A 21,971-nucleotide genomic window follows, 5' to 3' on the forward strand; every position below is an offset into this window, starting at 1 on the left:
ACGGCGGCTTGCATGCCATATCAGGACTCGCCATAGCCTGATTCCTCCATCCCCGAGCGCAGGATCCCGGCCGCCACGCAGGGCGGCATCCTGCCGCACATACGCTGCTTCTCCGGCGCAGCGGCATCATGCCTGCCGCAGAGGTGCTGGCGCGACAGCCGCCACGCAGGGCGGCACATGACAGCAGGTGCGGCCGGCAACGCGATTGCCTGTCATCATTGCTATTGTTGTTCTCCCGCTTGCGGCTGCGCGGGCCGCAACGCTTCCACCGGCAACTGAAAGAAGCGCGGCACCATGGCCGGCGACAGATCGTCGCCGCCGTCCGTCATGGCCAGGCGGCCGCTCAGGAGCAGCATCACGTAGCCGTGGCCCAGCGACCAGCCGGCGCTGGCGGCGGCCTTGTCCCAGCGCGCATCGAGGCCCGCCTCGCGCACGGCCGCGCCCGCCGTCTGCAGCACGTACTGGAAACACGCCTGCGCCGCCTCCTGCAGGGCGGGGAACTGGCGCACGTCCTGGTGTTCGAACATCAGCCGGTAGTGGGCGGGCGCGGCCAGGGCGAATTCGATGTATTGCTGGCCCAGCAGCTGAAAGCGCTGTTCGGCGGGCAGGCTGCCCGGCGGCGGCAATTCGGCCTCCCATGTGGCGATCAGGCTGGCGAAGCCGGCCGCCGCCACCTCGGCCAGCAGGGCTTCCTTGCTGGGGAAGTGGCGGTACACGGCGGCGATCGACACGCCTACCGTGCGCGCCAGTTCGCGCAGCGACAGGGCGGCGTCGCTCTGCTGCGCCAGCTGGGCGATGGTGGCGGCGACCAGGGTGTCGCGCAGGTTGCCGTGATGGTAAGTACTGGTGTTGCTCATCGCTGTTTCCATTGCATGTTATCGCTGTTCACATTGTCGTGTATGATGTTCATGTTATCACTGAAAACATGGAGATCGCATGCAAGAGATGCACATCGCCGTCCGCACCGTGGCCCTGCCGACCGGCGCCGGCATCGCCCCCCTGTACCCGGGCAGCCACCTGGCCGACGCGTATGCCGTCGATTTGCCGAACGCGCGCGCGCGGGAGCTGGACATGGAAAGCCTGGCGCGCATGCTGCTGGGCAGCCAGCCGGGCTGGGCGCAAAAGCTGATGGTGCTGCGCGACGCCATCGTGGCGCTGTTCGGCATCAAGACGGCGAAGCAGATGGAAGCGAAGCCAGGCAAACGCATCGGCATCTTCCGCATCTTTGCCGTCAGCGACGACGAGATCATCGTGGGCGAGGATGACAGCCACCTCGATTTCCGTTTGTCGGTGCTGCGCAACAGGGAGGCGGGGCGGCATGGCAGCGTGACCCTGGCCAGCGTCGTGCACTGCCATAACCGGGTGGGGCGCGCGTACATCCTGCTGATCCGCCCGTTTCACAAGCTGATCGTGCGGCGTTCGCTGGCGCGCACGGCCAGGATGGGCTTCGTCTGAGCGGGGACTGGCGGCGGACGGCAGGGGCAATCTTGCTTATTCATGCCCGGTATTGCATACTGCGCCACCAGCCTCATCACGATTCCCATGAACGATACGCTTCTCCTGCTGGGTTTTGCCACCACGCCGCTTGAACTGATTTCCTTTGTCCTGGCATTGACAACCGTTGCGCTGAACATCCGCCAGAACCACTGGGCGTGGCTGTTCGCCATCATTTCCTCGGCCGCCTACGGTTTCGTGTTTTTCGAGTCGCGCCTGTATGGCGACATGGCCTTGCAGCTGCTGTTCATCACCGTCTCGTTCTGGGGCTGGTACCAGTGGCTGCACCCGGCCAGCGGCGGCAAGACCCTGCCCGTGACGCGCCTGAATGGCCGTGGCTGGCTAGCCTGCGCCGTCGGCTGGCTGGTCGGCTTCCTGCTCATTTCCTGGCTGCTGACGACGACGGACACGGACGTGCCCCACGCGGACGGCTTTCTGACGGCGGGCAGCCTGGTCGGTCAATTCCTGCTGTCGCGCAAGAAACTGGAAAACTGGGTCGCCTGGATCATCGTCGACGTGCTGTATGTGTGGCTGTACCTGCACAAGGGCCTGACCCTGACGGCCGTGCTGTATGCGTTCTTTGTCGTGATGGCCATCATCGGCCTGCTGGCGTGGCGCAAGGCGGCGCCGGCCGCGCCAGACGCCATGGTCCTCAAGTGACCGGGCGTTGCGTGCGCGTGGCCATCCTGGGCGCGGAATCGTCGGGCAAGTCGACCCTGGCGGCCGCCCTGGCCGAGCGTTATGGCAGCGTGTGGGTGCCGGAATACCTGCGTGAGTTTGTGGAAACGCAAGGCAGGGTGCCCGTGGCATCCGACCAGTATGGCATCGCCCGCATGCAGCTGGAGCGGGAAAACGCGGCCGCCGCGCAGGCGCGGCAATTTTTATTTTGCGACACGACGCCGCTGATGACGGCCGTCTACAGCCGCCATTACTTCCATGGCATCGATGCGCCGCTGGCCGCCCTGGCCGACGACTACCACTATGGCCTGACCCTGGTCACGGCGCCCGACAGCCCGTGGGTGGCCGACGGCTTGCAGCGCGAGTCGGAAGCCGTGCGCCAGCTGATCTACCGCTTGCTGCTCGAGGAACTCGACGCACGCGGCATCGCCTACCATGTGCTGCATGACAGCCTGGATGCGCGCCTGGCACAGGCGGCACCCTTGCTGCAGCAGGCGCTCGTTGCAGCGCCTGCCATTCCCCTCAATTAAAAGTCGAACTGCGCCGACACCTTCAATGTCCGGCTGGCGCCCGGGAACAGGTAGCCGCCCGCTTCCGGCGTCACGTCGCGCCAGTAGAACTTGTCCGTCAGGTTGTTGACGCTGGCGCGCAGCACGGCGGGCGTGCCGGCCAGGCGCGTGGCGTAGGCGGCGCCCACGTTGAACACGCTGTACGACGGCACGAAGGTGGTGTTGCTGTACTCAAAGGCTTTCCTGCCCGCATATTCCCAGCTGCCATTGACGTTCAGGCCCGCCACTTGCGGCACGGCGTAGTCGGCGCGCACGGCCGCCTTCAGGGCCGGCACGTTGGGCACGCGCTTGCCGTCCAGGTCCGCATTGCCCGTGTCCGACTGCTGGCTGTTCAGGGCCGTCAGGGACGCGCCCAGCTGCAGGTTGGCGGATGCCTTGCCCTGGGCCGACAGTTCCAGGCCACGGTGCTGGGCCTGGCCGGCACGCACGAAGTTGTACGCGGTTTTGCTGCTGTCGAGGTATTGGTTGAATTCCAGGCCCTTGCGGATCTGGAACAGGCTGGCGGCCACCATGAAGTCCGGCGTCACGTCCATCTTCACGCCGAACTCGATCTGCTTCGAGCGGCTCGGCGTCAGTTCCACGTTGGCGTTTTCCGCATAGCGGTCGGCCGTGCCGCCGTGTTCCATGCCCTGAGAGTAGGACGCATACACGGCGATATTGTCTTGCGGGTTGTACACCAGCGCCACGTTCGGCAGCAGGAAGTCGTGCTTGGCGCGGATTTCCTTGTCGGCCTTCAATACATACTGGTAGCCATCGACATCGATGTGGCGCAAGCCGCCATGCAGTTTCCAGTTCGGCGCCAGGCTGACGATGTCCTGCACGAAGACGGATTTTTCCTTGTCGTTGCGCACCAGGCGCACGGGGCCCGTGACGCCGTCGGACGGGGCGACGATGACGGGACGGTAGATATTGCTGATGCCCACTTCGTCGTACACGTATTTGCCGGCACGGTCCTTGCGGTTGAAATACGACACGCCGGCCGTGAATTCATGGCGCAGGCTGCCCGTGGCGAACTTGCCCTGGATCATGGCTTGCGCGCTCAGCGGCTTTTTCGTCTCGCCCAGGCTGCGGAAATCCCAGACGGAGAAGTCGCCGTTGCTGCAGAACACGGGGTCCCAGCCTTCCGGGCTGCAGCCGTACGGGTAGGCCGTATAGTCGTCGCGCTTGAACGAGTGCTGGTTGGCGGAGACGGTGGCATGCCAGTCGTCGTTGAACGCGTACTGGAAGCGCAGGCCGACGTTGCTGGTGACGGTTTCCACCGGGTGCGTCCACGGCTGCTTGTTGAGCATGGTGTCGGCGCTGACGTTCGACGGCAGGCGGCCGTTGCTCAGCAGCTGGAAGCCGGGCGCCGTCACTTGCGCCTTGTCCTGGTAGTCGGCGTCCAGTTGCAGCAGCGCCTGCGGCGAGATTTGCCAGTCGAAGGCGCCGGAAATGAATTTGCGGTTGCCGTCGGCGCCCTTGATGTAGGAGCGCAGGCGCTCGGCCGCCACGTTGACGCGGTAGCCGAAGCGCGTGTCTTCCAGGCGTCCGCCCACGTCGACGGCGCCGTACAGCGTGCCCCGTTCGCGCGCTTCCAGCGTGACCGTGCGCAGCGGCGCATTCGTCGGGCGCTTGACGATGAAGTCGATCACGCCGCCCGGCGCGGCCATGCCTGCCTGCAAGCCTGCCAGGCCCTTCAGCACTTCGATGCGTTCCTTGTTTTCCAGCGGAATTTGCGTGTCGCCGGGAATGGCGACGCCATCCTTGCGGTAGCTGGAATTGGTGTCGAGCTTGAAGCCGCGTATCGTAAACTGTTCCGCATAGCCGACGGCGTTGTAGGAATCGTTGATGCTGGCGTCGAGCTTGACGGCATCGCTGAGATTGCGGATCTGCAGGTCCTGCAATTCTTTTTGCCCGATGACGGTGACGCTGGCCGGCGTCTGCAGCAGCGGCGCGTCGGAAAAGCCGCCCACGGAGGCGCGCTTGGCGGCCGGCGCCTTGCTGGCCGTGACGATGACTTCGGTCATGCTTTGCGCATCGGCTTCGGCGGTGTCATTGACGGCCAGGGCGGGCGCGGCAAACGCGTGCAGGATGGCCAGGGTCAGTACAGGACGTGAAAAATGCGCAGATAAATTCGGTGTGGACATAGATTGCTCGTGGTTCAAGCCGTCTCTGGGAAAGAGCACGGCAGGCTGCTTGTTCGGCTGGCGCCAACGCAGGAGCTATCAAAGGAGGGAGGTACTTTGCGCTTTCCTTCGCTGGCATTATCCAGATCAGGTACGAAGGGTATCTCTCACCCGGATAACGACTCCAGGACCCCTAGCGAAACGACAGCTTAGCATGAACCACGGCCCGCTGTCCCGCTGGCTGACCGTTTTACAACAGTGTGGGCAGATTCTAAAACCAGGCTACAGGCTCAGCTCCAGCACCTTGCGGCTGACGGCGGGCGTCACTTCGCGCTGCTCGCCCAGCGCCGTCATGCCGTGCGCTTCCAGTGCCGCCACGACGGCGTCCACGCTGGCATGGTTCAGGCCATAGTCGGCCAGGCGCGTCTTGACGCCCATGTGGCGGAAGAAGAATTCCGTGCGCGCGATGGCCGCCTCGATGCGGCCATCCTCGTCGCCGCCGTCGAGGCCCCACACGCGGGCCGCGTACTGCAGCAGCTTGGCGCGCTTGGCCTGCTTGCGCACGCGCAACATGCTGGGCAGGATGATGGCCAGCGTCTGCGCGTGATCGAGCTCGTACAGGGCCGTCAATTCATGGCCGATGGCGTGCGTGGACCAGTCCTGCGGCACGCCCACGCCGATCAGGCCATTCAAGGCCAGGGTGGCGCTCCACATCACGTTGGCGCGCACGTCGTAGTCGTCCGGGTGGGACAGGGCCTTCGGGCCTTCCTCGATCAGGGTCAGCAGGATGCCTTCGGCGAAGCGGTCTTGCACGGACGCGTTGACGGGGTAGGTCAGGTATTGCTCCATCACATGCGCGAAGGCATCGACGACGCCATTGCCCACCTGGCGCAGCGGCAGGGTGAACGTCTTCGTGGGATCCAGCACCGAGAATTTAGGATAGACCTTGCGGCTCATGAACGAGCGCTTTTCCTGCGTGGCCTTGCGCGTGATCACGGCCGAGCCATTCATTTCGGAACCCGTGGCCGGCAGGGTCAGCACGGTGCCGAAGGGCAGGGCGGCGTCGACGATCTTGCCGCCTTTCGCCAGGATGTCCCAGGCCTCGCCTTCATGCAGCGCGGCCGCGGCGATGAACTTGGTGCCGTCGACCACGGAACCGCCGCCGACGGCCAGCAGGAAATCGATGCGCTCGCTTTTCACGAGGGCCACGGCCTGCATCAGGGTTTCATAGCTGGGATTCGGTTCGATGCCGGCAAATTCCAGCACCGTGTGGCCGGCCAGCGCCGCGCGCACCTCATCGTAGACGCCGTTCTGCTTGATGCTGCCGCCGCCATACGTCATCAGCACCCTCGCCTGCGGCGGGATCAGCGCCGTGATGGCGGCGATCTGGCCCTGGCCGAAGAGGATTTGCGTCGGATTGTAGAAATCGAAATTGAACATGGGGCTCCCGCTGCGATGTGTAGGCTAATGCCGAGCCATGATTATGGCCGAACGGGGCGAAACGTGTCGTGGGCGCTTGAGCTTTTCGCCCGCGCGGCGGAGAATGCAGCGCAGGCCATATCACCCACTACGCGAAAAGGAAGCCGCATGACCACCGTCCCACTGGAAGAATCCGATTTGCCCGCCACCGCGCTCGACATGCACCGCGCCATCGGCGCCGCCATCGCCGCGCTGCAAGCGCTGGACCTGAACAGCCAGCGCTTCGAGGCGTGCACCGACCCGGAACTGCGCCGCGTGCTCGCGCATGCGGGCGATACCAGCCGCAAGGAAGTCGCCATGCTGCTCGAATGGATGCGCCGCCGCGACGCGCGCCTGGACAAGGAAATGAAGGAAGCGCTGTTCAAGGCGGGCCCCATCGTGGCCCAGTATCATTATGATGAAAAAGTATCGTAACTATTGGTTTGTTGCCGTGGCGTACCATGCGCCACACCGGCCTTGCTTCGCGTAGACTGTGGCCCTAATTGAATTTAACGTCGGCGAGCGGCGTTGCGAGCGGATGCGCGTTGTGGCCGAGGAGCGGAACTGTACTGAGGTACAGCGAGCACCGGAGGCCGCAAATCGCGCCGCGCAGTCGCCGTTGCCCGGCGTCTTCCTGAGGGTTTTATATGAAGTCATTACCATACCGAGAAGGCAGCTGGTTTGCCGTGCCCTTGCCGGGCGGCGGCTATGCCGTCGGCGTGGTGGCGCGCACGGCGCCTGCCGGACGCATCATGCTGGCGTATATGTTCGGGCCGAAGCGCGACAGCCTGCCCGCGCTGGATGAACTGGAAGCCTTGCAGCCGGAGCAGGCCGTGCGCCGCCTGCGCACGGGCGACATGGCCCTGCTCAACGAACGCTGGCCCCTGCTGGGCGACAGCCGCCATTGGAACCGCGCCGCCTGGCCCATGCCGGCGTTTATCCGCCGTAACGAATCGCTGCAGCGCGCGTGGCGCGCCAGCTATGCGGACGCCGATCCGGCCAAGCTGGACCGCGAGGAATCGATACCCTTCGATACGCCGGGCATGGAAAGCGATTCCCTGTACGGTTACGGGGCCACGGAATTGTTGATGAATAAATTGCTGGCGCAGGAGCAGGCGTCCGCTTGACCGTTGTCGGGCGGCGGAGACGCCGGAGCCGGCAGCGTAGGCGGATTGGCGCCTGGCGCGCAATCCGACAGGAATAGCCAACAATGTTGTCGGATTACGCGAGGCAAGACCTCGCCGATCCGACCTACGCCGCTTATACCGCCGGCAAGCTGATCTGAAACGCCAGGCCGCCGCCTTCGCGGTTGCGCACCTGCAGTTCGGCGCCGTGGCGCAGCAGCACGCGGTCGACGATGGCCAGGCCCAGCCCGGCACCGTTTGCCTGGCCGCGCGCCGTGTCGAGGCGGGTGAAGGGTTTCAGCAGCTGCTCGATCTTTTCCGCCGGCACGCCGGTGCCATGGTCCTGCACTTCGATGATGACTTTTTTCGCGCCATGGCTGGTGCGCACCTGGCAGGCGATGTCGATTTCCGTCACGTCGCTGCCCGGCGTCTTGCCATAGCGGCGCGCATTCTCGATCAGGTTGTTCAGCACGCGGCGCAGGTCCGTGGCATTGCCCATCGCCTGCGCGCCATCGGCGATCGTCGCATTGATCTTCACGTCGGGCAGGCGCATCGCTTCGCGCGCCATGTCGCTGAGCAAGCCGCTCAAGTCCACATTCGTAAAACTCGACGCTTCCGTCGGCCTGGCGTAGTCGAGGAACTGGCCGATGATGGCGTCCATCTGCCCGATATCGGACTGGATGCCTTCGCGCGCCTCGTCCGACAGGTTCGCCATTTCCACTTCCAGCTGCATGCGCGCCAGCGGCGTGCGCAAATCGTGCGAGATGCCGGCCAGGATCACGGCGCGGTCCGATTCCACCTGCTGCAGGTCGTCGACCATCTGGTTGAAGCTGCGGTTCGCCTCGATGATCTCGATCGGGCCTTTTTCCGGCAGCGGCGCCGGCTGCTTGCCCTTGGCGATATCGCGCGCGGCCGCCGTCAAACGCGACAGCGGCAGATTGATCAGGCTGGAAATGATGGCCGCGCCCAGCACGGACAGCAAGGATACGAGACTGGCCCAGCCCAGCCACTGGAAGCCCGTCAGGCCGCGCAGGCGCTCGCGCTCGAGCATCAGCCAGTATTCGTCGTCGTCGATCTTGAAGCTGACCCAGAAGCCGGCCACGCCGTTGACGCGCGCGGAAAAGCGCGTGTCCTCGCCCAGCTTGGCCTTCACCAGCGCCTCGATGTCGGGCATCAGGTAATTGTCGGGCGGCGGCTCGATGCGGTCATCCTCTTCCAGCGGGAAGATGCGGATGCCTTCGTTGCTGACGAGGTCGAACAGCAGTTCGCGCCGCAGCTCGGGCGCCGAGTGCGTCAGGGCCGCATGCGTGATGGTGACGACGGAAATGACCTGGGCGGAAATCTGCTGCGCCTGCGGCTCGCGCTGGATGACGGAAATCATGCCGATCCAGGCGATCATGCTGACGGTGGTCAACGTACCCAGCAGCAAAAAGGTGCGCCAGAACAGGCCGCTTTTCAGCCGTGCCAGGCTGATATCGGGAACAAGCTTCATCATGCCTCGCCAGCGATCAGCGCGGCTGTCCGTCCGGGATGAAGACGTAGCCGAGGCCCCACACGGTCTGGATGAACAGCGGGCTCGACGGATCAGGCTCGATCAGCTTGCGCAGGCGCGAGATTTGCACGTCCAGGCTGCGGTCGAAGACTTCGTATTCGCGTCCGCGCGCCAGTTCCATCAGCTTTTCGCGCGACAGCGGCTGGCGCGCATGGCGGGCAAATACTTTCAACACGGAAAACTCACCGGTTGTCAGCGGCACCGTTTCGCCATTCTTTTTCAAGGTGCGCGTGCCCAGGTCCAGCACGAAATCGCCGAATTCGAAGGTTTGCGGCGTTTCCGACGGCGCGCCCGGGATTTCATCGGGACCCTTGCGGCGCAGCACGGCGCCGATGCGGGCCACCAGTTCGCGCGGATTGAACGGTTTCGGCAGGTAGTCGTCGGCACCCATTTCCAGGCCGACGATGCGGTCCACGTCTTCGCCCTTGGCCGTCAGCATGATGATCGGCGTCTGGTCGCCCGCGCCGCGCAGGCGGCGGCAGATCGACAGGCCGTCTTCGCCGGGCAGCATCAGGTCGAGCACGAGCAGGTCGTAGCGCTCGCGCAGCCACAGCTTGTTCATCGCAGTGGCGCTCTCGGCCGTGAAGACATTGAAACCTTGCTCGGTCAGGTAGCGGCGCAGCAGGTCGCGCAGGCGCACATCGTCGTCCACCACCATGATTTTCGCCTGGTGGCCATGGATCGATTGCGTATTTGCATTGCTGCCGGTTGTGGAGGTTGTGGTCATTTAGGGTGTCGTGTTATCTTATATTAGTTGCTATAGTAACGCCTCGCGCGGCGTCGGCAAGGGGCTGTGGCGACCCATTACAAACTGTTACAAACTTTACCCAATTACTCTTACTGCACCGTGTAAAGCATCATACACTGGGGCCACAGTGGAAATCAGCTTTAAGTTTATACGGCATCGCGGAAGAGGAACTCAATGAATATCGTTACCCCAAAAATTCACGCCGCTCCCAGCGCATCAGCCTTCGCACGTGCCGTGCTGTCCACGTTCGCCGTTTGTTCCGTGTTGGCGGCCAGCCTGGCGCACGCGCAAAACCAACCGCCACGCCGCGACGACCAGCAGCAGCAACAGCAGCAAATGCAGGCCCAGCGTTACGAACAGGTGCAACGCAGTAATGATACGCGACTGCGCGAACAACGTGACGCACGCAGCTTCGACACGCGTGCCGAAGAGCAGCGCCGCGCCAACGACGGCGCCGAGGCATCGCGCCGCACGGGCCGCATGACGCCCGACGAGCGCCGCGACCTGCGCCGCCAGATCAATGAAGTGGGCCAGGACATCTATTCCAACCCGCCACGCCGATAACTATTTTCGGCAATCCATCCGACAGGGCCATCTCGAAAGACTTGGCCCTGTTTGCATTTGGTGGCCCGATTTTTTGCTGAGTCAGGCACGCCGCCACGCCCCGTGATATTGTTCAAGTGTACTGAGTAAGTGCAATTTGGCAAGTTTTCTGTTTTGGGGGAGGCAAGTGGTGAGCGACGACGACACGCCCGTTCCAGATGCGGCCCACGCGGCCAGCTTGCCGCATGGCCTCGTCCAGCGCCACGACGGCGCGTTCTTTGACCTTTCCCTGGCGCCCGCCCAGTTGCGCGCCGCCGTTGGCCAGCTGTTCCTGTCCGGCCAGCTGCTGGCCGGCCTCGACTACCCCTTGTTCCTGCTGACACTATTCCATGCGCCGGTGCCGCGCGCCGCGCCCAAGGGAGACGCCTTGCTGCGCGTCGCCGCCCGCGTGGCGCCATTCCCGGCCGCGCGGCGGGCCCTGTATAAACAGGTCAAGATCCGCGGCGACGTGGCCGAGTTTTACTTTGAGGCGCTGGCGGCCGATGCGGATGGCCAGGTGCCGGCGCGCCGCGAATTTGACGAGCTGGTGGCCGACCTGTGGGGCAAGGGCGTGCTCTACGGCCTCGACAGCGTTGCCGTGCGCGCCATCCTCGATACTGGCAAGGCCGAGCGCATCACGGTGGCGCGCGCGCTGCCGCCGCAGCCGGGGCGCGACGCCCAGTTGGTCGAGGTGTCGCAGGGCATCCACCGCGACGATGCGCCGCGCGAGCGTCCCGACGGCCGGCTCGATTTGCTCAGCTTCAAGAACCGCTTCCCGCAAGTGAAAAAACATGCACGCCTGCTGCGCCTGCTGCCGGGGGCGCCCGGCCAGCCCGGCTACGACCTGGCCGGCAACGTGCTGCCGCCGCCCGCGCCGCTGGAGCTGGACCTGGCGGCGGCAGCGGGCGTGGGCACGGTGGCCGAGCATTTCAGCGATGGCGACTTCATCGTGGCCACGCTAGATGGCTACGTGAATGTCGATGAGCAGGGCAAGATTTCCGTCGAGAACAAGATCGTCAGCCGCGAAGGCGTCAGCAGCCGCACCACGGGCAACCTGAAGCTGCGCGCCGCGTACGAGGAATATGGCGAGGTGCAGGAGCAGCGCCAGCTCGACGGCAGCGACATCACCATCCACGGCGACGTGTATGGCCATCTGCACTCGCATGGCGGCTTGATCTTGCTCCATCGCAACTTGGTGGGCGGCACGGCCTTCAACGAGCACGGCGACGTGCGCATCGAGGGCGTGGCGTCCGGCTCCGTGGTGCAGTCGCTGAGCGGCGAGGTGCACTTGCGGCGCGCGGAAAGCTGCGTCATCGCCGGCACGCGCGTGGTGATCGACCACGCCAGCAATTGCGAGATCATCGCCGACGACGTCGTCATCGAGCTGGCCGAAGGCTGCGCCGTGGCGGCCCGCACCATCAAGGTCGGCAGCGCCGGGCCGCGCAAGCAGGTGGAAATGCTGCTGTTTCCGCTGGTGCCCGATTTGAGCAGCCTGGAGCAGAAGATCGCCGACAGCCTGGCCAGGGGCGCGCAATACCTGCAGATGCGCGACAAGCGCCAGCAGGAAATCGATGCCATCGCGCAGCTGCCCGAGGTGCGCAACTACCTGACCCTGGCGGGCCAGCTGCGGCGCGGCGAACTGCAGCTGCAGCCGGCACAGCAGTTACAGTACGACAAGCTGGCCGCGCGCATCGCGCCCGTGCTGAAGGAAGTGGCGCGCCTGCGCGTGGAAGTGAAACAGTCTGAAATCCTGCAGGCGCAGATGCTGGCGCTGGTGGCGCAATTGCGCCAGGAGCGCCAGGCCATGGCCGGCCAGTCGCGCTGCACGCTGGGTCTGGTCGATGGCGAGACGACGGTGCGCGCCATGGTCGTGCCGCGCGGGCCGGCCAAGGTCTACGACCGGCCGCCGAAGGAAATCAAGGCCTTGCTGCGCAGCGCCACGCCGGCCACCCAGCTGGTGTTTGCCGACAGCACGGGAACCCTGGACTGGACGTATGCGCCGCCGCCGGGCGGCTAGTCGGTGACCTTGCCACGCGACTGTTTCAAGATGCTGTGCGTGCTCTTGCTGTCGAGGCGGCGCCGCTGCGAGCTGCGCGTGGGCTTGGTGGCGCGCCGCACGGCGGGCAGGAAAGTCACGCTGTCGATGATTTCCTGCAAGCGGCGCAGGGCTTCTTCCTTGTTCTGTTCCTGGCTGCGCGACTGCTGCGCCTTGAGCACCAGCACGCCATCCTTGCTGATGCGGCTGTCGCGCAGGGCCAGCAGGCGTTCCTTGTACGCGTCCGGCAGCGACGAGGCGGCGATGGGGAAGCGCAGGTGGATGGCGCTGGAGACCTTGTTGACATTCTGCCCGCCCGGGCCCTGGGCGCGGATGGCGGAAAATTCGACTTCAGCGGGATTGACGAGGTGTTGCATGGCCTGCCTGTGGGGAAACGGTGCGGCTATTGTAAGGGAAGATGGCTGCGCCGGCGCAAGGGCGGGCTTGCCGGCCGATGATGTCTTCCGGGAAAGTTGATGTTTCTCAACGCCGGCTGCGGCGATGCTGGTTAGCATGGGCCAACGTTGCGCCACTGCGCATCCTGGCAGCGCTTACCGGATGAAAGGATCATCATGCAGCCCACGACGACCGCTGGCGCCGCAGGAGCGGCGGAACGTAGCACCGTGCAATACCTGAGTTTCCGGCTGGGCGGCCTCGAATATGGCCTCGATTACCGCTGCGTGCGGGAATTGCGTCCGCTCAAGGAGCTCGACCGTTTTTCCTCGGAAGGGGAAGTCTTGCAAAGCGTGGCCGTGTCGCGCGGCGTGATCATTCCCATCGTCGACATGCGCGCCGCGTTCGGCAGCATGCAGGGCACGCCCGACCCCGCCACCGACGTGATCATCCTGCAGCTGAGCAATGGCGTGATGGGCATGGTGGTCGATGGCGTCACCGATATCGTCAGCCTGGCGCCCGGCGACATTGCTCCCGTGCCCGGCCTGGGCGACACCGAGGCCGATTATCTGCTGGGCGTGGGCAAGGTGGCGGGGCGCCGCCTGATCCTCGTCGACATCGACCGCCTGATGGCCATCCGCAGCGCCAGCCCCATGCAGGTGGCATAAAAAAAGACGACCCGTCGAGTCGTCTTTTGTCGTCGCTTGATCAGCCGAGCTTTTCGAGTTCATCCTGCAAGTCCAGCCATTCCGCTTCCAGCTGCGCCAGGTCCTTGGTGAAGAAGGTCTGATCCGCCAGCAGCTGTTTCAGCTTGGCCTTGTTGGCCGCGTCATAGATGGTCGGCTCGCCCAGCTTGGCTTCCGTTTCCGCCTTTTGCGCATTGCGCTTGGCGATCTGCTCTTCCTGGCGCTTGATCTTGTTTTCGATCGGCTTGCGCAGGGCGGCCGCCTTCTGGCGGTCTTCCGCTTCCTGGCGCTTGTCGCGCACGGGGGCGGCAGGGGCGGCGGCCGGCGCAGGGACGGACGAGGTTACCGGAAAGTCGGTCTTGTTGGCCTTGCCGGCGGCCGGCAGCACGTCCGTGCCCTTGCCCAGCTTGGTCTTGAACAGCCAGTCCTTGTAGTCGTCCAGGTCGCCGTCGAACGGCTGCAGCTTGCCGTCGGCAACGATGATGAATTCGTCCGTGGTGGCGCGCAGCAAATGGCGATCATGGGAGACGACGACGAGCGTGCCTTCGAACTGCGCCAGCGCTTCCGTCAGCGCTTCGCGCGTTTCCAGATCCAGATGGTTGGTCGGTTCATCGAGCAACAGCAAGTTCGGACGCTGCCAGACGATCAGGGCCAGCGCCAGGCGGGCTTTTTCGCCGCCCGAGAACGGCGCGATCGAGGCCGTGACCATGTTGCCGGGGAAGTTGAAGCCGCCGAGGAAGTTGCGCAGCTCCTGTTCGCGCACGGTCGGCGCGATCTTGGCCAGATGCCACAGCGGCGATTCGTCATGGCGCAGCATTTCCACCTGGTGCTGGGCGAAGTAGCCGATGTTGAGGCCCTTGCCCATGGTGGCGTCGCCGTTCAAAGGCATCAGCTCGCCGGCGATGGTCTTGATCAGGGTCGACTTGCCGGCGCCGTTCTGGCCCAAGAGGCCGATGCGCTGGCCGATCTGCAGCGAAAACTTGATGCCGTTGACGATGGTCTTGTGCGTGATTTCGCCCGTCGCTTCGTTTTCGATCTTGTAGCCCGCATCGACGTCTTCCATCACCAGCAGCGGGTTCGGCGCGCTCAGCGGCTCGCGGAATTCGAACGAGAATTCGGCGGCGGCGCGCAATGGCGCCAGCTCTTCCATCTTCGCCAGCGCCTTCATGCGGCTTTGCGCCTGGCGCGCCTTCGAGGCTTGCGCCTTGAAGCGGTTGACGAACGATTCCAGGTGGGCGCGCTTGCGCTGCTGCTTTTCCAGCGCGCCGGCGGCCAGGATCATCTGCGCCGCGCGCTGGCGCTCGAAGCTCGAGTAGTTGCCCGAGTAGCGTTTCAGCTTGCGCTCGTCGATATGCACGACCACGTTGACCACTTCGTCGAGGAAGTCGCGGTCATGGGAAATGATCAGCAGGGTGCCGGCGTAGCGTTTCAGCCAGTCTTCCAGCCAGATGATGGCGTCCAGGTCCAGATGGTTGGTCGGTTCATCGAGCAGCAGCAGGTCGGACGGGCACATCAGCGCCTGCGCCAGGTTCAAGCGCATGCGCCAGCCGCCGGAGAAGCTGGCCACCGGTTGCTGCATCTGGTCCAGGGTAAAGCCCAGGCCCAGCAGCAACTGCTCGCCGCGCGACTGCACCGTGTAGGCGTCGGCATCGGCCATCGCGCTGTAGATTTCGCCGATGGCGATGCCGTTTTCCGACGTTGCCGGTTCCGATTCCAGGCGCGCCAGCTCCGCTTCCAGCTTGCGCAGGGTGACGTCGCCGTCGATCGCGTAGTCGAGCGCGGCGCGGTCCAGCGGCGGCGTTTCCTGCGCCACGTAAGCCACGCGCCACTTGGCCGGGAAATCGATCTCGCCCTGGTCAGGGTGCAGCTCGCCGCGCATCATCGCGAACAGGCTCGATTTGCCCGCGCCATTGGCGCCGATCAGGCCGATCTTGTCGCCCGGGTTGAGGGTGACGTCGACTTGTTCGAGCAACGGTTTGATGCCGCGCATCAGGCTTACTTGTAGGAAACGTATCATTTTTTTCTTTGTAAAGGCTGGGCTTTGACCCCCGCCGTAAAAACATCGTGTAGGTCGGATTAGTCCGCAGGGCGTAATCCGACGGGTGCCGCACAGGCATGTCGGATTACGCTACGCTAATCCGACCTACCAATTCCATTAAACCAGCTTCAACTGCTCGGCCGTCAGCAGGAAGACCATGTCGTCGCCGGCGCTCGTCGTCAGCCAGGTCAGGCCCAGCTCGCCGAAGGCCGCTTCCGCGTATGCGCGTTCGTTGCCGATTTCAATCATCAGGATGCCGTCGTCCGTCAGGCGCTCGGCCGCGCCGGCGATGATCTTGCGCACCAGGTCCATGCCGTCGCTGCCGCCGTCGAGGGCGATCTGCGGTTCGGCCAGGTATTCCTGCGGCAGGGCGCCCATCGAGGCGGAATTCACGTACGGCGGGTTGCTGATGATCAAGTCGTATTTCTTGGCCGGCACGTTCGCGTACAGGTCCGATTCGATCAAGGTGACGCGGTCCTGCAGCTTGTAGGTGTCGACGTTGCGCTTGGCCACGGCCAGCGCGTCGGCGGAAATGTCCACGGCGTCGACCTGGGCGTTCGGGAAGGCGTCGGCCATCATGATCGACAGGCAGCCCGAGCCGGTGCACAGTTCCAGGATGTTTTCCACGGCTTCCGGTTCCGCCACCCACGGTGAGAAGTATTCAGGGATCAGTTCGGCGATGAAGGAGCGGGGCACGATCACGCGCTCGTCGACGTAGAAGTTGTAGGTGCCCAGCCAGCCTTCCTTGGTGATGTAGGCGGCCGGCACGCGGTCAATGCTGCGGCGGTCGATGACGCTCATCACGCTGGCCACTTCCGACGGCAGCAGTTTGGCGTCGAGGAAGGGTTCGAGTTTGTCGAGCGGCAACTTCAAGGTGTGCAGGATCAGATAGGCCGCTTCGTCGAACGCTTCGGCGCTGCCGTGGCCGAAAAACAGCTTGGCGGTGTTGAAACGGGTGACGGCGTAGCGCAGCAGGTCGCGTGGCGTGGAAAACGGGTTCGGGGTCATGGCATTCTCGAAAAGACGGTGTTCTGGCCCGCCGTGACGGGCCTCGGTATTCATTCAGACGGGCAGCAAATGCTCCAGCGTACGCCGGTAAATATTTTTCAGGGGATCGATGTGGCGCAGTTCGATGTGCTCGTCGATCTTGTGAATACTGGCATTGGGCGGCCCGAATTCTATCACTTGGGGGCAGATCTGCGCGATAAACCGGCCATCCGAGGTGCCGCCCGTGGTCGACAGCTCCGTCGTGATGCCCGTTTCCGCGTGGATCGCGGACGACAGCGCGTCGGAGAGGGTGCCGCGCGGCGTGAGGAAGGGCTGGCCGCTCAGGGTCCATTGCAAATCGTATTGCAAGTCATGCTTGTCGAGGATGGCGTGGACGCGCTCCTGCAGGCTTTCCGCCGTGCTGGCCGTGGAAAAGCGGAAGTTGAAATCGATCACCATGTCGCCCGGAATCACGTTGTTGGCGCCCGTGCCCGCGTTGATGTTGGACATTTGCCATGACGTCGGCAGGTAATATTCGTTGCCTGCGTCCCATTTTTCCTCGACCAGGTCGGCCAGCGCCTGCGCCGCTTCGTGGATGGGGTTCTGCGCCAGGTGCGGGTAGGCGATATGGCCTTGCACGCCCTTGATCGTCAGCCGGCCCGACAGCGAACCGCGGCGGCCATTCTTGATCATGTCGCCCAGCTGCGCGCTCGACGTCGGTTCGCCCACCAGGCAATAGTCGATCCGTTCGCCACGTTCCTTGAGCTTGTCGCAGACGATGACGGTGCCGTCCGTGGCCGGGCCTTCCTCGTCGCTCGTGATCAGAAAGGCGATCGAGCCCGTGTGCTCGGGCGTGGCGGCGATGAATTCCTCGCAGGCAACTACCATCGCGGCGATCGAAGTCTTCATGTCGGCCGCGCCACGGCCGTACAGCTTGCCGTCGCGGTGGGTGGGAATGAATGGCAGCGAGCGCCATTGCTCGACGGGGCCGGTCGGCACCACGTCCGTATGGCCGGCAAAGACGAACACGGGCGACGTCGTGCCGCGGCGCGCCCACAGGTTGGTGACGTCGTTCGACTGTATCGTCTCGCAGGCAAAGCCCAGCGGCGTGAGGATATCGATCAGGTGCTGCTGGCAGCCCTTGTCATCGGGCGTGACCGAGGACAGGGCGATCAGTTTTTCGGTCAGGGCGAGGGTTTTGGAGGTGGTCATGGTGTAGAGCGGGGTCGTACCCTTGGGGGCGCCCCAGCCTTGCAGGTGGCGGGTTTAAACTGAAAAAATGGTCTTGTACTGCGTATCGGAAAACGCCACGCTGAACTGGCCATCCTTGTCCAGCACGGGGCGCTTGATGATGGACGGGTTTTCCAGCATCAGCTCGAGGGCGCTGGCCGCGTCGGTGATCGATGCCTTGCGCTCGTCGGACAGGGCGCGCCAGGTCGTGCCTTTCCTGTTGACCAGCACATCCCACGGCAGCTGCTGCAGCCACGCTTCCACGGTGGCCCGTTCCAGGCCCTGTTTCTTGAAGTCGTGGAAGGCGAAGTCGAGTTGCTGCGCGGCCAGCCAGGTGCGGGCCTTTTTGACGGTATCGCAGTTGGGGATACCGTAGAGTGTAATGGTCATAGTGATAGTGCTAACGGGGAATGAATGCGGTTCGCTTGATCGCGGCGCTTGCGCCAGCACGATATGCGATGTTAGCCGTCATTATACAGTCGATGTGCAGCCGATGCGGCGCTGCAACATGTTCCGGGGATTCCCCTACACGGGCCGCGGCGCCGCCTTGCCCATCTCTGGCGCACCGAAATGCAGGCCCAGGCGCAAGGCCAGGGCGCGCAGGGCGCCGCTTTCCTGCAGGTGCAGGGCCAGCGCGATATGGCCGTCGGGGCGCACCAGGTAGGCGGCGTCGCGGCCCAGTCCGGCCAGCTTGGCGGCCACGTTGAAGGTATAGCAATGCACGGGCAGTTTGAGCACACGCGCCTCGTCCAGCAGTTCGGGCGCCGGCTCGCCATAGATATGCAATTGCCAATCCATGCTGCGCAGGGCCGTGAAATTGTCTTGCGTGCCATCGGAGAACCACGGCAGGCGGTCGCCGCCGCGCAAGTGTTCCGCGTAGCCGGCGGACAGGGCGCTGTCTTCATAGCTGATCTGGATTTGCGATACCGTCTTGAACAGCAAACGGCGCGCGCGCTCGAAGCCGGACAGGAAGGGCAGCGCGTGCGGCACCAGCCAGCGCCGCAGGAATTGCCCGGCCATGCCTTGCGCGACGATGGCCTGGAAGGCGCGGTCGGTGGTGGCGACGAGGCGGCGCGCGAAGACGATGCGCTCGCTTTCATAGGTGTCGAGCAGGGCGTCGTTGCTCTGGCCGTGCAGCTTTTGCGCCAGTTTCCACGCCAGGTTGACGGCGTCGCCCAGGCCCGTGTTCATGCCCTGGCCGCCGACGGGGCTGTGCAAGTGCGCCGCGTCGCCGAGGAGGAAGCAGCGCCGCTGGCGAAATTGCCCGGCCACCCGGTGATGCACTTTATACGTGGAAAACCAGTTGACGTGCTCGACCTGGGCTCCCAGCAGGGTTTCCACGTCGGCGCGCACGTCGTCGAAGACGGGCGCGGGCGCGCCTTCCGGGCGGTCGGGCAGGATGCCGATCAGGCGTTGCATGCCGCTGGTGCGCACGGGCAGCATCAGGGCGAAGGAATTCGCGCCCAGGTGGGCGTGCAAATCCGTGTTGCCGCCGGCCACCTGCGCATCGGCCACGTAATACAGGTGGTCATAGGTGCCGCCGGAAAAGTCCACGCCGGCGATCGTGCGCACGGCGCTGCGGGCGCCGTCGCAGCCGCAGATATAGTCAAACGTGCAATATTGGCGTTCGCCATCTTTCAATAGAATGGCTTGCACTTCGCTATCGTCCTGCGTCCACAGGTCCAGCGTGAGGTTCCATTCCACGTGCACGCCGGCCGCCGCCAGCTTGCTGATAAGAAAACGTTCATGTTCGTCCTGGGGCAGGCTCAGCACGAAGGGATAGGGGCTCAGGCCTTCGCCGATCTCGCCCAGCGTCAGTTTCACCAGTTCCTCGCCGCCTTCGTGGATGTGCGCCGCATTGATCTTGATGCCGAGGCTGACCAGCTCGTCGGCAAAGCCCAGCTGCTGGTAAAACTCCAGGGTGCGCGCATGCACGGCCATGGCCCGCGACGCCTGGCCCGGTCCGCTATTTTTGTCGATGATGCGGCAATCGACGCCATGGCGCGCCAGGCGCAAGGCAAGCATGAGGCCGGTAGGGCCGGCGCCGACGATCAATACGGGAGGTGTATTCATGCCATCCAGTATAGGACAGGATGGAAGGCGGGGGCGGGACGATTGAAGTTGCGTACCGGAAATGAAAATGTCCCGCCAGAGCGGGACATCCGGGGTATGGCGTGCGCCTTGCGGCGCAGTGATTAAATTCCGCGCAGCAACTCGTTGATGCCGGTCTTGGCGCGGGTCTTCGCATCCACGCGCTTGACGATCACAGCGCAGTACAGCGAGTACTTGCCGTCTTCCGATGGCAGGTTGCCCGACACCACGACGGAGCCGGCTGGCACGCGGCCGTAGGTGACTTCGCCCGTGGCGCGGTCGTAGATCTTGGTCGACTGGCCGATGTAGACGCCCATCGAGATGACCGAGTTTTCCTCGACGATCACGCCTTCGACGATTTCCGAGCGGGCGCCGATGAAGCAATTGTCTTCGATGATGGTCGGGTTCGCTTGCATGGGCTCGAGCACGCCGCCGATGCCGACGCCGCCGGACAGGTGGACATTCTTGCCGATCTGCGCGCAGGAACCGACGGTGGCCCAGGTGTCGACCATGGCGCCTTCATCGACGTAGGCGCCGATGTTGACGTAGGACGGCATCAGCACGACGTTCTTGGCGATGAAGCTGCCGCGGCGGGCGACGGCTGGCGGCACCACGCGGAAACCGCCCTTGGCGAAGTCTTCCTTCGTGTAGTTGGCGAACTTGGTCGGCACCTTGTCGTAGAACTGCATCGTGCCATCCGATGGCAGGACGACGTTGTCTTCCAGGCGGAACGACAGCAGCACGGCTTTCTTGACCCACTGGTTGACGACCCAGTCGCCCGTGGTTTTTTCCGCTACGCGGATGCTGCCGTTGTCCAGGCCATTGATGACGTGGGCGACGGCGTCGCGCAGTTCGGCAGTGCCGTTGCCCGGATTGATCTCGGCGCGGTTTTCCCAGGCCTGGTCGATGATGTTTTGCAGTTGTTGGCTCATGATGATGTCTTGTTTAGTTGATTGATGCGGATGCGGAAAGCTGCTGGCAGAATTTTACTATGCGCAGCGCCGCTTCCAGCCCTTCGGCCGTTTCGGCCACGAGGGCCATGCGGATGCGGTTGCGGCCCGGATTGATGCCGTGCGCGTCGCGCGCCAGGTAACTGCCAGGCAATACCGTGACATTATATTCGGCGTACAGGCGTTGCGCGAATTGCGTGTCGGACAGTCCCGTGCGGCTGACGTCGGCCCACAGGTAGAAGCCGGCGTCCGGCAGTTGCACGTCCATCACCGTTTGCAGCAGCGGCGTGATGGCGTCGAACTTGGCGCGGTACTTGGCGCGATTTTCCTCGACATGGGTTTCGTCGTTCCAGGCCGCGACGGAGGCCGCCTGCACGGCGGGGCTCATGGCGCCGCCGTGGTAGGTTCGGTACAGCAGGAATTTTTTCAGCACTTCCGCGTCGCCGGCGACAAAGCCCGAGCGCATGCCCGGCACGTTCGAGCGCTTCGACAGGCTGGAAAACACCACCAGGCGCGCATATGGACGCTCGATGGTGGACAGGCCCAGCATGTGCGCCGCCTGCAGCGCGCCCAGCGGGGGCGTGTCGCCGTGGTAAATCTCGGAATAGCACTCGTCGGCGGCGATGACGAAGTCGTGGCGCTCGGACAGGGCGAACAGGTGTTCCCAGTCCGTCAGGCTCAGGACGGCGCCCGTCGGGTTGCCCGGCGAACACAGGAACAGCAGCTTGACCTTTTCCCACACGGACGCGGGCACGCTGTCGTAATCGCAGCCGAAATTGCGCGCCGGGTCGGAATTGACGAAATACGGTTCGGCGCCGGCCAGGTAGGCCGCGCCTTCATAGATCTGGTAAAACGGATTCGGGCTGATCACGAGCGAGCCGGCCGACGGATCGATCACCGTTTGCGCCAGCGCAAACAGCGCTTCGCGCGAACCGTTCACGGGCAGGATTTGCGTGGCAGGATTGAGCTTGGGGATGCCATAGCGGCGCTCGAGCCAGCCGGCAATGGCGGTACGCAAGGCTTCCGAACCGATGGTGGTCGGATAGCTGGCCAGGCCATGGATATTGTCCGTCAATGCCTGCTCGATGAAGGCTGGCGTCGGATGCTTGGGCTCGCCCATGCCCAGGCTGATGGGCGCGTAGTCGGGATTGACCGTCACGCCGGCAAACAGCTGGCGCAGCTTTTCAAACGGATATGGTTGCAGTTTAGCAAGAAGTGGATTCACGGAGCGGACCAGGGCAAGAGTGGAAT

Annotated in this window: 21 protein-coding genes and 1 riboswitch; of the genes, 8 read left to right on the forward strand and 13 right to left on the reverse strand. The window is 64.2% G+C overall.

Going from position 1 to position 21,971, the window contains the following annotated elements; genetic code table 11:
- Nucleotides 1–221: 221 nt before the first annotated feature.
- Nucleotides 222–857 (reverse strand): TetR/AcrR family transcriptional regulator, encoded by a 636-nt coding sequence (locus YQ44_RS07455; RefSeq protein ID WP_071322833.1) that lies wholly within the window; start codon nucleotides 855–857, stop codon nucleotides 222–224.
- 79 nt (nucleotides 858–936) lie between these two features.
- On the opposite strand from YQ44_RS07455, the gene YQ44_RS07460 reads away from it, so the two are divergent.
- The 3 genes from YQ44_RS07460 (at nucleotide 937) to YQ44_RS07470 (ending at nucleotide 2,702) form a co-directional block, all read left to right on the forward strand.
- Nucleotides 937–1,455 carry a DUF2867 domain-containing protein gene (locus tag YQ44_RS07460; RefSeq protein ID WP_071322834.1) on the forward strand — a complete coding sequence of 173 codons (519 nt, stop codon included), beginning with the start codon at nucleotides 937–939 and terminating at the stop codon, nucleotides 1,453–1,455.
- A gap of 87 nt (nucleotides 1,456–1,542) precedes the next feature.
- Nucleotides 1,543–2,154: a nicotinamide riboside transporter PnuC gene (gene pnuC, locus YQ44_RS07465; protein ID WP_071322835.1), complete on the forward strand. Its 612-nt coding sequence runs from the start codon at nucleotides 1,543–1,545 to the stop codon at nucleotides 2,152–2,154.
- The gene (locus tag YQ44_RS07470) at nucleotides 2,151–2,702 is read left to right on the forward strand and encodes an AAA family ATPase (RefSeq protein WP_232251110.1); all 552 of its coding nucleotides are present in this window, start codon (nucleotides 2,151–2,153) and stop codon (nucleotides 2,700–2,702) included. The genes pnuC and YQ44_RS07470 overlap by 4 nt, the downstream gene beginning before the upstream one ends.
- Here YQ44_RS07470 and YQ44_RS07475 read toward each other — a convergent pair.
- A complete protein-coding gene (locus YQ44_RS07475; protein WP_071322837.1) occupies nucleotides 2,699–4,867 on the reverse strand; it encodes a TonB-dependent siderophore receptor in 2,169 nt (722 codons plus the stop codon). The two genes, YQ44_RS07470 and YQ44_RS07475, sit on opposite strands and share 4 nt — an antisense overlap.
- 86 nt (nucleotides 4,868–4,953) lie before the next feature.
- Nucleotides 4,954–5,051, reverse strand: a riboswitch (TPP riboswitch).
- 77 nt (nucleotides 5,052–5,128) lie between these two features.
- The gene (locus YQ44_RS07480; RefSeq protein ID WP_071322838.1) at nucleotides 5,129–6,286 is read right to left on the reverse strand and encodes an iron-containing alcohol dehydrogenase; all 1,158 of its coding nucleotides are present in this window, start codon (nucleotides 6,284–6,286) and stop codon (nucleotides 5,129–5,131) included.
- Nucleotides 6,287–6,433: 147 nt separating this feature from the next.
- Between YQ44_RS07480 and YQ44_RS07485 the strand changes: the two genes are divergently transcribed.
- Nucleotides 6,434–6,739, forward strand: coding sequence for a ferritin family protein (locus YQ44_RS07485; protein WP_071322839.1), 306 nt, complete (start codon nucleotides 6,434–6,436; stop codon nucleotides 6,737–6,739).
- A 212-nt stretch (nucleotides 6,740–6,951) separates the two neighbouring features.
- Nucleotides 6,952–7,431, forward strand: a complete 480-nt coding sequence (locus YQ44_RS07490) for an Imm26 family immunity protein (protein ID WP_071322840.1) — start codon at nucleotides 6,952–6,954, stop codon at nucleotides 7,429–7,431.
- A 133-nt stretch (nucleotides 7,432–7,564) separates the two neighbouring features.
- Here the strand turns inward: YQ44_RS07490 and YQ44_RS07495 are convergent, their stop codons facing one another.
- Nucleotides 7,565–8,923, reverse strand: a complete 1,359-nt coding sequence (locus YQ44_RS07495) for a sensor histidine kinase (RefSeq protein ID WP_071322841.1) — start codon at nucleotides 8,921–8,923, stop codon at nucleotides 7,565–7,567.
- A gap of 13 nt (nucleotides 8,924–8,936) precedes the next feature.
- Entirely contained in the window at nucleotides 8,937–9,638 is a 702-nt protein-coding gene (ompR, locus tag YQ44_RS07500) for an osmolarity response regulator transcription factor OmpR (RefSeq protein WP_223278807.1), read from the reverse strand.
- A gap of 264 nt (nucleotides 9,639–9,902) precedes the next feature.
- Here ompR and YQ44_RS07505 point away from each other — a divergent pair, with 264 nt between their 5' ends.
- Nucleotides 9,903–10,292 carry a hypothetical protein gene (locus tag YQ44_RS07505; RefSeq protein WP_156894723.1) on the forward strand — a complete coding sequence of 130 codons (390 nt, stop codon included), beginning with the start codon at nucleotides 9,903–9,905 and terminating at the stop codon, nucleotides 10,290–10,292.
- 169 nt (nucleotides 10,293–10,461) lie between these two features.
- Nucleotides 10,462–12,327, forward strand: a complete 1,866-nt coding sequence (locus tag YQ44_RS07510) for a flagellar assembly protein A (RefSeq protein ID WP_198043884.1) — start codon at nucleotides 10,462–10,464, stop codon at nucleotides 12,325–12,327.
- Here the strand turns inward: YQ44_RS07510 and arfB are convergent.
- A complete protein-coding gene (arfB, locus tag YQ44_RS07515) occupies nucleotides 12,324–12,722 on the reverse strand; it encodes an alternative ribosome rescue aminoacyl-tRNA hydrolase ArfB (RefSeq protein ID WP_071322843.1) in 399 nt (132 codons plus the stop codon). The genes YQ44_RS07510 and arfB overlap by 4 nt on opposite strands.
- A gap of 195 nt (nucleotides 12,723–12,917) precedes the next feature.
- On the opposite strand from arfB, the gene YQ44_RS07520 reads away from it, so the two are divergent.
- Entirely contained in the window at nucleotides 12,918–13,406 is a 489-nt protein-coding gene (locus tag YQ44_RS07520) for a chemotaxis protein CheW (RefSeq protein ID WP_071322844.1), read from the forward strand.
- A gap of 40 nt (nucleotides 13,407–13,446) precedes the next feature.
- On the opposite strand, the gene YQ44_RS07525 is transcribed toward YQ44_RS07520, so the two are convergent.
- The 7 genes from YQ44_RS07525 to dapC form a co-directional block, all read right to left on the reverse strand.
- Nucleotides 13,447–15,441 carry an ATP-binding cassette domain-containing protein gene (locus tag YQ44_RS07525; RefSeq protein WP_071322845.1) on the reverse strand — a complete coding sequence of 665 codons (1,995 nt, stop codon included), beginning with the start codon at nucleotides 15,439–15,441 and terminating at the stop codon, nucleotides 13,447–13,449.
- A 138-nt stretch (nucleotides 15,442–15,579) separates the two neighbouring features.
- Nucleotides 15,580–16,470 (reverse strand): 50S ribosomal protein L3 N(5)-glutamine methyltransferase, encoded by an 891-nt coding sequence (prmB, locus tag YQ44_RS07530; RefSeq protein ID WP_071326325.1) that lies wholly within the window; start codon nucleotides 16,468–16,470, stop codon nucleotides 15,580–15,582.
- A gap of 54 nt (nucleotides 16,471–16,524) precedes the next feature.
- On the reverse strand, nucleotides 16,525–17,661 hold the full coding sequence (dapE, locus tag YQ44_RS07535; protein WP_071322846.1) for a succinyl-diaminopimelate desuccinylase: 1,137 nt from the start codon (nucleotides 17,659–17,661) through the stop codon (nucleotides 16,525–16,527).
- A gap of 54 nt (nucleotides 17,662–17,715) precedes the next feature.
- Entirely contained in the window at nucleotides 17,716–18,069 is a 354-nt protein-coding gene (locus tag YQ44_RS07540) for an ArsC family reductase (protein ID WP_071322847.1), read from the reverse strand.
- A gap of 135 nt (nucleotides 18,070–18,204) precedes the next feature.
- Entirely contained in the window at nucleotides 18,205–19,752 is a 1,548-nt protein-coding gene (locus YQ44_RS07545) for an FAD-dependent oxidoreductase (protein WP_071322848.1), read from the reverse strand.
- A 122-nt stretch (nucleotides 19,753–19,874) separates the two neighbouring features.
- Nucleotides 19,875–20,702, reverse strand: coding sequence for a 2,3,4,5-tetrahydropyridine-2,6-dicarboxylate N-succinyltransferase (dapD, locus tag YQ44_RS07550; protein WP_071322849.1), 828 nt, complete (start codon nucleotides 20,700–20,702; stop codon nucleotides 19,875–19,877).
- A gap of 13 nt (nucleotides 20,703–20,715) precedes the next feature.
- Nucleotides 20,716–21,945, reverse strand: coding sequence for a succinyldiaminopimelate transaminase (gene dapC / locus YQ44_RS07555; RefSeq protein WP_071322850.1), 1,230 nt, complete (start codon nucleotides 21,943–21,945; stop codon nucleotides 20,716–20,718).
- Between the last annotated feature and the right edge of the window lie 26 nt (nucleotides 21,946–21,971).

Origin of the sequence: Janthinobacterium sp. 1_2014MBL_MicDiv (assembly GCF_001865675.1) — a bacterium.
Taxonomy (GTDB): domain Bacteria; phylum Pseudomonadota; class Gammaproteobacteria; order Burkholderiales; family Burkholderiaceae_D; genus Janthinobacterium.